This is a genomic window from Anaerolineales bacterium (genome assembly GCA_022866145.1).
Classification (GTDB): domain Bacteria; phylum Chloroflexota; class Anaerolineae; order Anaerolineales; family E44-bin32; genus PFL42.
Genome location: JALHUE010000234.1, coordinates 1 through 10,149, shown reverse-complemented (window position 1 = coordinate 10,149; position 10,149 = coordinate 1). Strand labels below are relative to the sequence as shown.

Genomic DNA, 10,149 nt, shown 5'->3' with positions numbered 1-10,149 from the left:
GAAGAACCCGCCATTCAGCCCAAGCCCTGGGAAGCCTTCCAGGGACCGGACGCTGGCGCGGCGGTCAAGAACGAAACGGCGGAGGATGTGCGCCAGGAACTCCAGCGACTCTCGGTTCGCCTGAACGCCGCCAGCGCGGCGCGGGATGTGGACCGTCGATCGCCGGTCTATGTGATCGCTGCCACCAAGTCCCGGCTGCTCCAGGAGTTCGGCCGTGACGTCTTCCGCCGGATCGATGAAGCACTGATCGACTTGCAGCATGCGGTCGGCGGGCGCAAGGGGTGGGCTGCCTGCCGCATCTACCTCGATGATGCCTCGAGCCTGAAGGCCTTCGGCCTGGCCCCGGCGGAGCCCTCGAACGCCTGGCAGCTCAAGCTGCACCTGGCCGACCTCGATCGGGCCCTCTCTCGCAGGAACCAGCGGATTGGGGCCCTTCTGATCGTCGGCGGCCCCCGGCTGTTTCCCTTCCACGAGTTGCCCAACCCAACCGACGATGATGATACCGTCGTCCCATCGGACAACCCGTATGCAACCAGCGACGAGAACTACTTCGTCCCGGAATGGCCTGTCGGCCGCCTTCCCGTCGACAACGATCCGGACCTGCTGGTGCGACTAGTGCGGCGGGCTGCCGACCACCACCTGTCGCTCGCTCAGCCCGCCGGCCAACTGAGCCGGCTGGGGCGCTGGCTGCGCCGGAGGGCAGGCTGGCTGTTTGTCCCGCGTCTGCGCACCTTCGGATACAGTGCCAGCATCTGGCGCCGGGCATCCATGGCGGTCTACAAACCGATCGGCGAGCCGCAGGCGCTGGTGACTTCCCCACCGGCCGCGGCCGGAGCCATGCCGACTGTTGCCGCCCGGCCTAGCCGCATGTCGTATTTCAACCTGCACGGCGTCGAGGACTCGGCGGAGTGGTTCGGCCAACGCGATCCGCTCACGGACGACTCTGCAACGATTGAATTCCCGGTGGCGCTGCGACCGGAGGATGTGGTGAACGGCGGCCGCGCACCTGCGGTCGTCTACTCCGAAGCCTGCTACGGCGCCAACGTTGTCGGCAAGTCGACGGAAACCGCACTCTCGCTGAAGTTTCTGGCTTCCGGCAGCCAGGCGGTTGTGGGATCGACCAAGATTTCGTACGGCTCGGTCAACACCCCGCTGATCGCAGCCGATCTTCTCGGCCGGCTGTTCTGGGAACAGCTGAACCAAGGGTTGCCTTCGGGAGAGGCGCTGCGCCGCGCCAAGCTCGGCCTGGCCTCCGAGATGCTCCGACGCCAGGCGTACCTGGATGGCGAGGACCAGAAGACGATCATCTCCTTCGTGCACTACGGCGATCCCCTCTTCGTCCCGGATCCGACCCGCAGCCAGGTTGACCCCAAGTCGATCGCCCGCCGCCGTCCACGCCCCGCCCTGCCGACGATGGCCTGTGCCCTCGGCGGCCAGTGCCCTCCAGACGCCACCTTGCAGGCGGAGTCGCTGGAGAAGGTGCGCCTGGTGGTTGCTCAGTACCTGCCCGGGATGGCCAACGCCACGAGCAAGGTCCATCGGCAGCGCTGCGGGTGTGATGGCTCGGACCATCAGTGTCTGGCCCCCCAGGCCGGGGTCCATTCGGCGGCTGCCTCGGCGCCCGAGACCACCCTGGTTACCCTTTCCAAGCGGATTGAGGCCGGCCAGGTCCGGCACACCCACTTCGCCCGCCTGACGCTCGACCGCAACGGGCGGATCCTGAAGCTAGCTGTCTCCCGCTAGGGATTGCGGCACGGTACTTGCATCCCAGCCTGTACGAGGTTGTCGATGACGACAGCATTGGACAGGCTGGGATTTCATTTCTACCCGGACGAACAGCACTACAGCGAGCGTCACCTAGCGGCCTGGCTGCCGGAGTTGCAGGCCTTGGGGGCACACTGGCTGGTTCTGCGGGGCAACACCCGGCGGTCGGTGCCGGAGGCTTTTGTCCGGGGCCTGATCGAGGCCGGAATCCAGCCAGTCATACACATCCCGGTGCAGGTCGGCGGGGTAGTGCGCGCCGACCTGGATCCCCTGCTGCAGGCCTATGCCCACTGGGGCGTCAGGCACGTAGTCGTTCATGACCGGCCAAACATGCGCCGGAGCTGGCGCGAGGCCGACTGGTCCCGGCCGAATCTGGTCGATCGCTACCTGGACGCCCTCCTGCCCGTGCTGCTGTCGCAGCATTCGTGTGGCCTGCGCCCGGTCCTCCCTGCGCTTGAACCCGGCGGTGACTACTGGGACACGGCTTTCTTACAGGCATCGCTTCAGTCGCTCGGGCGGCGAGCGCCGAAATCGCTCACTTCTGAGCTTGTGCTCGGACTCCACGCCTGGACGAATGGGCACGACTTGAACTGGGGCGCAGGCGGGCCGGCGGCCTGGAAGGACGCCCGAGCCTACGTCGAGGGCGTCGAGGGAGAAGACCAGCGCGGCGTCCGGATCTTCGAGTGGTACCGCCAGATCGCTGAAGGCAGTCTGGGGTCCAGCCTGCCGATGATCGCCCTGTCCGGGGGGATCACCCCGGATCAAGTGCCGGCATCCCCCGACAACCTCGCCGAGACCGGTCTCGCCATACGCCGCATGCTAGCTAGCCCTGAGGACGCCCAGGGGCTGCAGGCTTTTGCCTTCTATCCCCTAGCGGCTGACGCCAAGCATCCGGACAGCCCGAGCGCCTGGTATCGCCAGCCCGGACAGCCGGGTCCGCTTGCTGAGGCCTTCAAGGCAGCGGCAGTCGCCTCGCAGAATAAAGCCGCCGACGTTCTCGGCGCGACCCTTGCCGCCGGTCGACGGTATATCCTGCTCCCGGCTGACACGCGTATTGCCTCCGACCTGGATTGGGGCTCCTTGGGTCGAATGGCGATCGAGGGCAACAGCACCATGGGCACCTCGGCGGAGGAGGCCTCCCGCTGTCCCGAGGTCGTGCTGGCCGGTTCGCCAGGGCTCTACCCGGCGACGGTTTTGGAGCGGCTGCAGGCAGCGGGCTGCATCGTGCTCCAGCGGCATATTGCGGCCGGGCCTCGCCCGGAAACACCACAATCCCACGCTGCCTGCCCATCCGGCATCGCGTGACCCTTGCGGAGAAGGCCATGAGTGACTGGTTGGAAAGCGTGTTCCCGAAAAGCAAGCCGCCGGATGACGACAACATCGGCCGGGCGGTTGTCAAAGTCCTGGGCGTCGGCGGTGGGGGCTCGAATGCCGTCAACCGCATGATCGAGCTCGGCCTGAGCGGTGTCGATTTCATTGCCGCCAACACCGACCGCCAGGCGCTCACCTCAAGCCTGGCGCCGACAAGGCTGCAGCTTGGGCCCCGGGTCACGCGTGGGCTGGGCGCAGGTGGAGATCCCCGCATCGGGTCTGCTGCGGCGATGGAGAGCAGCCGCGAGATCGCCGCGGCTTTGCGCGGAGCGGACATGGTGTTCCTCACCGCCGGCATGGGGGGTGGCACCGGCACAGGTGCGGCCCCGATTGCGGCCGAGATCGCCCGTGAGCTGGGCTGCGTGGTGGTCTCCGTCGTCACCCTGCCGTTCACCTTCGAGATGACGCGGCGCTCGCAGAACGCTCTGCAGGGAGTGCGCGCCCTGCAGCCGCACTCCCACACGCTGATCACCGTCCCCAACGACCGCTTGATCCAGGTCGCCCCCCGGGACATCAGCTTGGAAATCGCATTCCGCCTCGCCGACGACATCCTGCGGCAGGGCGTCCAGGGCATCGCCGAACTGGTGACCCAGGCCGGGCTGATCAACGTCGACTTCGCCCATGTCCGCAACCTGATGCTGCGCGGCGGCGGGGCACTGATGGCCATCGGCATTGGCGAGGGCCACAACATGGCCCGGGTCGCAATCCGGCAGGCTCTTCACCATCCGCTGATGGCGATCGACAGCCTGGAGGGCGCCAACGGAGTGCTGATCCACTTCACCGGCGGGGATGACCTGACGCTTCACGAAGTGGGCGAGGCCGTCGACGACCTGCGCAGCAGCCTGTCCCCCGAAATCGATCTGATCCTGGGGGCCACAACCGATCCGGCCATGACCGGTCGGACGCAGGCCATCCTGATCGTCACAGGCGTCGGCGGCAAGCCGGTGCCTACCCAGGAGTCACTTCCCGTCGCGGCCGCTTTCCCGGAATCGGTCACGGTGCACACGGGACCGGCGCTTCCCCAGGACGACCTGGACCTGCCGACGTTCCTCCGCCGCCGCGTTGCAGTGCAGTAGAGGAGGCTGAGGATGGATGCCAAGAAGATCGACAGCGTGTCCAAGCAGGTGCGGCGCACCTACCCGGAGATGGATGGGTGCATGCCCTCCGTGAAGCGCCAGCCAAGTCCGGCGGATGGCTCCGATACGTTCATGCTCACCTACCGAGGTCGAGCCAGCCTTCCTGGCGGCAAGTCCCTTAGCCGCATTGTCCGCGTCGTCACTGATGCCAATGGCCGCATCCTGCGCATCAGTTCCTCCAAGTGAAGCCATGCGAACCGTCTTCGAGCACACCCTGAGCATAGTGGAAATCCGGTTCTGGCAGGCGATGGCCACAACGACAGGCCTGGCACTCGGATGGCGCCAGCGCTTCCGCCCGCTGCAGCCGTTTGTTGTCTTCCTCTGCGCCGGCGTACTGACATTCCTTCTCGGCCGGCTGGCTGGACAGCTTCTGCTGGCGTTGGTCGACTGATCGCTGCCCGCTACTCACGCAGGACGCCCCGAGGTAGAATCCTCCTGGCGTCCTGCGCTTCATGGGACGTCCCACTGCCCGATGTCTTCAAGGACCTGGGTTCGAGCCCTGCTCTTCCTGCTCTTGCTCTGCTTCGGATTCGGCCTGTTGAGTGTCGTGCTGCAGGACCGAAGCGACCCCTCACCCGGTAATCCGTCGGCGACCACACCGGCCGGACCACCGGCGTCCACCTCGACGCCCTCCGCTGCGAGCACGGCCATCCTGATCCTCGGTGTCGACAACCTTGATCAAGAGAGCCCCCGCCTGCTGGCGACCTGGGTGGCAGCCCATGACCCCGAGCAGGACCAGCTGCTGCTGTATGGCATTCCCACTTCCGCCTCTGCCCCGACCGGGGATGGCCGGCCGCTGGCGAGCCTGTTCACCTGGTCACGCACGGCTGGGGTCGGCGACGACTTTATGCAGGCGCTCAGTGCGCTTGTGCCTCTGACGTACCAGGCGACGGTCGTGATGGACGAGGCCGCCTTCGCCGCGGCGGTGGATGCCCTGGGCGGCGCCGACCTGGGGGGCACGCACCTGCAGGGAGCGCAACTCCTGGCGTTTCTGCGCCTGCTCCAAACCAAGCCCGAAGCGTTGCTGGCCGCCCAGGCCGAAGTCCTGCTCGCTCTGCGGCCTGGACTGCAGGATCTGGGTGCCGCCCCCGATATCTCCGACCTCGAAGCCCTGCATCCCGACCACGTGCACCTGACGCTTGAGCCGCAACAGCTGGCGGCGCTCGTGGCGCCCATGCTGCCCTTCGAAGCGGCCTCGATCCGCGTCGGCACGTTGCTGGACCAGCCCGAGTTCTAGGGCCCCTTGCACTTCGCTCCAAGTCGGTCTATGCTAGATCCGTTGCCGACTCTTCGGCAGCGAGCGGGGGCCGGCTGCAGACGCCTAGAACTTGCTGCAGCACACTGGCGGACTGCCGAAGCAGACTGCCATCCCCCGGACGATCCTAAAGGAGAATGAGGAGGTTCCAATGAAGAAGTTTGCCTTGTTGTCGCTGCTGGTGGCTGCCGGCTTGGTGCTGGCGGCATGTGCCGGGACGCCGACGGCCGCGCCGGCCGAACCGACAGCCGCGCCGGCCGAACCGACGGCCGCGCCGGTCGAACCGACGGCCCCTGCGGCTCCCTCTGCAGGGCTGCCGGATCTGGGCGGGCGCGAAGTCACCGTCGCGGTCGAAAACGCCTATCTGCCGTTCAACTACATCGACCCCGACTCGGGTGAGCCCGCAGGCTGGGACTACGAAGTCTGGGGCGAAATCTGCCGCGTGCTCAACTGCGTCCCGGTCTACACCGAGGTCGCCTGGGAAGGCATGATCCAGGCCGTGGCTGACGGCCAGTTCGACATCGCCGGCGACGGCATCACCATCACTCCCGAGCGCGCCGAGATCGTCGATTTCTCCGACGGCTACATCATCATCGATCAGCGCCTGCTCGTCCGCCTCGATGAAACCCGAATCGAGAGCATGGACGACATCGTCGCCGACACCAACCTCAAGCTCGGCACCCAGACCGGCACCACCAACTACGAGACGGCCACCACTTTCCTGCCCGCCGACCGAATCCAGGCCTTCGAGCAGTTCCCGTTCGCCGTCCAGGCCTTGATCTCCGGTGATGTCGACGCCGTCATCATCGACGAGGTCGCCGGCCAGGGCTACCTGGGCGAGAACGCCGACAAGCTCAAGCTCGTCGGGCCGTCGCTCTCCAGCGACAAGCTCGGCTTCATCTTCCCCTTGGGCAGCGACCTGGTGGAACCGACCAACGCCGCCATCAAGGCGCTCTACGACAGCGGCTTCATGGAGCAGACCAACCTCAAGTACTTTGGCCCTGATTTCAAGATCACCTACGATGACCTCGGGTAGGAAACCTAGACCCACGAGGGACCCTGAGTCCCCGGTACCCTTGTAGGCAGGCATAGGAAGGATGTGCAGGAGCGTCGCTCCTGCACATCCTTAGCCCGAGCCCATCGGAGCGAATCTTGGCGCACCACACTGCCCGCCCACTGGCCGAGTCCGAGCCCGCGCTGAAGCCCAAAGGAAAGGGCGCCGGCAAGCGCCTGGTTGAGATCCCCTGGTGGTTCATCGGCATCATGGTCATCGCGCTGTGGGCAGCCTTCACCATTCTGACGTCGGCCAACTACAGGCAAGCCTTCTCCTGGATCATCGTTGGCATCACCGTCACAATCCGGACCTCCCTGGCCGCCTACGCCATCGCCATCGTCCTCGGTCTGATCACCGGCCTAGGGCGAATCTCCTCCAACGTCGTGTTCCACAACGCAGCCCGCATGTATGTCGAGCTGGTCCGCGGCATTCCCATGTTGGTCCTCATCTTCTTCATTGCGCTGGTTGGGGTACCGATGGCGGTCGGGGTCTTCAACTCGCTCGGCGCGTGGCTGATCTCGATCGGCTTGGAGGGGCTGGGCACGACGCTGACTTCTATGTCGAACCAGGCCGTGCCCATGAATATCCGCGCCATCATCGCCCTGTCGGTCACGTATGGCGCATTCCTGGCGGAGATCTTCCGGGCTGGAATCCAATCCATCGGTCGAGGCCAGATGGAGGCCGCCCGCTCGCTGGGCATGAGCAACGGCGGCGCCATGCGCTACGTCATTCTTCCCCAGGCAATCCGCAACGTCTTGCCGGCTCTCGGCAACGATTTCGTAGCGATGGTCAAGGACTCCTCGTTGGTCTCGATCCTCGCCGTTCGGGATATCACCCAGGTCGCTCGGCTATATGCCGGCAGCACCTTCCGGTTCCGTGAGGCCTATGTCACCCTGTCGGTGATGTACCTGACCATGACCCTGGTCCTCTCGCTGGCTGTCCAGCAGTTTGAAAGGCGCCTGAGGAAGAATGACTAGCCCGGAACACATCATTGTCATCGAAGATTTGCACAAACAGTTCGGCGATATCCGCGCCGTCGACGGCGTAAGTATGAAGGTCCGGCGCGGCTGCGTGGTGGTCATCATCGGTCCCAGCGGCTCCGGCAAGTCCACTCTGCTCCGCTGCGTCAATCACCTCGAAACTCCAACCAGCGGCGAGATCTGGATCGACGGCGAGCACCTGACTCATAAACACAAGGACCTGAACTCAATTCGGGCGGAGATCGGGATGGTGTTTCAGCTCTTCAACCTCTTCCCTCATCTAACCGCCCTTGAGAACATTACGCTGGCGCAGCGGATCGTGCGCAAGCGCGGCAAAGCAGAAGCCGGGCGCATTGCCATGCAGCAGCTCGAGCGAGTGGGGATACCGGAGAAGGCGGGAGTGTACCCCGCCCACCTGTCCGGCGGGCAGCAGCAGCGGGTGGCCATCGCCCGGGCGCTGGCGATGAACCCCAAGATCATGCTGTTCGACGAGCCCACCAGCGCCCTCGACCCCGAGATGATCAAGGAAGTCCTGGATGTCATGCTCGACCTGGCAAGAGAGGGCATGACCATGCTGGTCGTCTCGCACGAGATGGGGTTCGCTCGCGCCGCGGCCGAGGAAGTGATCTTCATGGACGACGGGAAGATCGTTGAGCACACCAATCCGCATGACCTATTCAACAACCCGCGCGAAGAGCGCACCAAGCTCTTCCTTTCGCAAATCTTGCAGCACTAGGGGCCGTGAATCGCAAGACCGCCCTTCGCTCGGGGCGGCCTTGCTGTGCGCTGGGGGGGACTTGAACCCCCACGCCTTTCGGCACATGGCCCTCAACCATGCCTGTCTGCCAGTTCCAGCACCAGCGCTAGGGGTTGGAACGTGCGGTATTATAGCCCTCGAGGAATCGCTGTCAACCCAGCTCAGAGCGTGAGGCCCCGCATGACCCGGATCGTGCTTGACGCCATGGGAAGCGACAATCATCCGTCCCCGGAGGTCGAGGCCTGCTTGCAGGCCTATTCCTTGTGGGGCGAGCCGGTCACGCTCGTCGGCCAGGCTGAACTGTTGTTGCCAGTGCTCGAAGCGAAAGGCGTCGGCCCGGAAGCCGTCAAGCTGGTGGACGCGCCCGAGGTCCTGGAGATGACCGACCACCCGGCCGATGCCGCCCGCGACAAGCCCCTCTCGTCCATGGCTGTCGGCATCGACCTGCTCAAGCAGGGCCAGGCAGATGCGTTTGTCACCGCCGGCAACACCGGCGGGGCCATGGCCACGGCCCTGTTCCGCTTGGGGCGCATCCGCGGGGTGCGACGGCCGGCGCTGGCGACGGTCTTTCCCATCAGGACCGGCCGGGCCATCCTGACCGATATCGGGGCCAACGCTGACTGCCGGCCCGAATACCTGGTCCAGTTCGCGATCTTCGGAAGCCTGTATGCACGCCACATACTGGGCATTGAGCAGCCCAGAGTGGGTCTGCTCTCCAACGGCGAGGAATCCACCAAGGGCAACCTGCTCGTCAAGGAAACCTACCCCTTGATGCAGGCGGCCGGCCTCGAGTTCATCGGGAACCTGGAGCCGAAGGAGTTCTTTGCCGGCAAAGCGGACGTCCTCGTCACGGACGGCTTCTCGGGCAACGTCATGCTCAAGACGAGCGAGGCGGTGTCTTCGTTCCTGATCGATCTGATCCGCGGCGAGATTCGGTCAAGCCTGCTTACGTCCTTGGGTGGGATGCTGGCCCGGCCAGCCTTCCGCAAGGTCCGCAGCGTCCTCGATCCGGCCGAGTATGGCGCCGGACCACTTCTCGGCGTCGACGGACTGGTATTTGTCGGGCATGGCCGCTCCGACGCCAGGGCACTGGTCAACGCCCTGCGGGTCGCCCGGCAGGCGGTGGCCTCCGGCTTGCTGGACGCCATGCGCCAGGCCATTCAATCCCGCCTGACCCCAGGCGAACCCGAGGCGCAGCCATGACTCGCAGGGACTGTCGCCTGGCCCGGGCAGTGATCACCGGCATCGGCCTGGTGACCCCCATCGGCTCTGACCTGAGCGACGTCTGGCAGGGCTTGCTCGAGGGCCGCTCAGGCATCCGCCGCATCAGCGCCTTCGACACCAGCGGGAGCCCTTGCCAGATCGGTGGCGAGATCGCCGACTTCCGACCCGACGAATTCGTTCCGCCCAAGGAAGCCCGGCGCATGTCGCGCGCTTCGCAGATGGCGCTGGTAGCAGCCCACAAGGCCGTCGCCGACGCCAGCCTCCCCCTGCCCCTTGCCGACCCGGAGCGGGTCGCAGTGTGCATCGGGACCGCGGTCGGCGGGATCGAGCGCGTCGACGAGGGCATCCGCACCGCCCGCATCGATGGCCTTGCCAAGACCAATCCCTTCCTGCTCGCCTCGACTCTGCCCAACATGCCGGCGTTTCATATCACCAAGGAGCTCGGCGCCCATGGGCCCAATCGCACTGTGACCACGGCCTGCGCCACGGGGACGCAATCCGTTGGCGAGGGGGCGGAATCGATCTTCCAGGGGATCGCCGATGTGGTCATCGCCGGCGGGGTGGACGCGGTGCTCACCGATTTTGTGCTCATCGGCTTTGCCGCCATG

At 65.7% G+C, this 10,149-nt stretch carries 11 protein-coding genes and 1 tRNA gene; 11 read left to right on the top strand and 1 reads right to left on the bottom strand.

Annotated features, from left to right (window positions below):
* The 9 genes from MUO23_07440 to MUO23_07400 form a co-directional block, all read left to right on the top strand.
* A partial coding sequence (locus MUO23_07440; GenBank protein ID MCJ7512788.1) for a CHAT domain-containing protein occupies positions 1 to 1,743 on the top strand: 1,743 nt, incomplete at its 5' end.
* 45 nt (positions 1,744 to 1,788) lie between these two features.
* Positions 1,789 to 3,069, top strand: a complete 1,281-nt coding sequence (locus tag MUO23_07435) for a hypothetical protein (protein MCJ7512787.1) — start codon at positions 1,789 to 1,791, stop codon at positions 3,067 to 3,069.
* Between the two features lie 17 nt (positions 3,070 to 3,086).
* Positions 3,087 to 4,211: a cell division protein FtsZ gene (gene ftsZ, locus MUO23_07430; GenBank protein ID MCJ7512786.1), complete on the top strand. Its 1,125-nt coding sequence runs from the start codon at positions 3,087 to 3,089 to the stop codon at positions 4,209 to 4,211.
* A gap of 12 nt (positions 4,212 to 4,223) precedes the next feature.
* Positions 4,224 to 4,457, top strand: a complete 234-nt coding sequence (locus tag MUO23_07425) for a hypothetical protein (GenBank protein MCJ7512785.1) — start codon at positions 4,224 to 4,226, stop codon at positions 4,455 to 4,457.
* Positions 4,458 to 4,461: 4 nt separating this feature from the next.
* Positions 4,462 to 4,662, top strand: coding sequence for a hypothetical protein (locus MUO23_07420; GenBank protein ID MCJ7512784.1), 201 nt, complete (start codon positions 4,462 to 4,464; stop codon positions 4,660 to 4,662).
* A gap of 81 nt (positions 4,663 to 4,743) precedes the next feature.
* Entirely contained in the window at positions 4,744 to 5,508 is a 765-nt protein-coding gene (locus tag MUO23_07415) for a hypothetical protein (protein MCJ7512783.1), read from the top strand.
* 169 nt (positions 5,509 to 5,677) lie between these two features.
* Positions 5,678 to 6,562 (top strand): transporter substrate-binding domain-containing protein, encoded by an 885-nt coding sequence (locus MUO23_07410; GenBank protein MCJ7512782.1) that lies wholly within the window; start codon positions 5,678 to 5,680, stop codon positions 6,560 to 6,562.
* A gap of 116 nt (positions 6,563 to 6,678) precedes the next feature.
* Positions 6,679 to 7,557, top strand: a complete 879-nt coding sequence (locus MUO23_07405; GenBank protein MCJ7512781.1) for an amino acid ABC transporter permease — start codon at positions 6,679 to 6,681, stop codon at positions 7,555 to 7,557.
* Positions 7,550 to 8,296 carry an amino acid ABC transporter ATP-binding protein gene (locus tag MUO23_07400; protein ID MCJ7512780.1) on the top strand — a complete coding sequence of 249 codons (747 nt, stop codon included), beginning with the start codon at positions 7,550 to 7,552 and terminating at the stop codon, positions 8,294 to 8,296. The genes MUO23_07405 and MUO23_07400 overlap by 8 nt, the downstream gene beginning before the upstream one ends.
* 46 nt (positions 8,297 to 8,342) lie before the next feature.
* Here MUO23_07400 and MUO23_07395 read toward each other — a convergent pair.
* A tRNA-Leu gene (locus tag MUO23_07395) sits at positions 8,343 to 8,424 on the bottom strand.
* A gap of 73 nt (positions 8,425 to 8,497) precedes the next feature.
* Here MUO23_07395 and plsX point away from each other — a divergent pair.
* On the top strand, positions 8,498 to 9,520 hold the full coding sequence (gene plsX, locus MUO23_07390) for a phosphate acyltransferase PlsX (protein ID MCJ7512779.1): 1,023 nt from the start codon (positions 8,498 to 8,500) through the stop codon (positions 9,518 to 9,520).
* On the top strand, positions 9,517 to 10,149 hold a 633-nt coding region (locus MUO23_07385; protein MCJ7512778.1), incomplete at its 3' end, for a hypothetical protein. The genes plsX and MUO23_07385, both read left to right, overlap by 4 nt.

Bases quoted from the DNA above. Each gene is read 5' to 3' on its own strand.
- MUO23_07435 (MCJ7512787.1), top strand. From the start codon at position 1,789: ATGACGACAGCATTGGACAGGCTGGGATTTCATTTCTACCCGGACGAA.
- ftsZ (MCJ7512786.1), top strand. From the start codon at position 3,087: ATGAGTGACTGGTTGGAAAGCGTGTTCCCGAAAAGCAAGCCGCCGGAT.
- MUO23_07425 (MCJ7512785.1), top strand. From the start codon at position 4,224: ATGGATGCCAAGAAGATCGACAGCGTGTCCAAGCAGGTGCGGCGCACC.
- MUO23_07420 (MCJ7512784.1), top strand. From the start codon at position 4,462: ATGCGAACCGTCTTCGAGCACACCCTGAGCATAGTGGAAATCCGGTTC.
- MUO23_07415 (MCJ7512783.1), top strand. From the start codon at position 4,744: ATGTCTTCAAGGACCTGGGTTCGAGCCCTGCTCTTCCTGCTCTTGCTC.
- MUO23_07410 (MCJ7512782.1), top strand. From the start codon at position 5,678: ATGAAGAAGTTTGCCTTGTTGTCGCTGCTGGTGGCTGCCGGCTTGGTG.
- MUO23_07400 (MCJ7512780.1), top strand. From the start codon at position 7,550: ATGACTAGCCCGGAACACATCATTGTCATCGAAGATTTGCACAAACAG.
- plsX (MCJ7512779.1), top strand. From the start codon at position 8,498: ATGACCCGGATCGTGCTTGACGCCATGGGAAGCGACAATCATCCGTCC.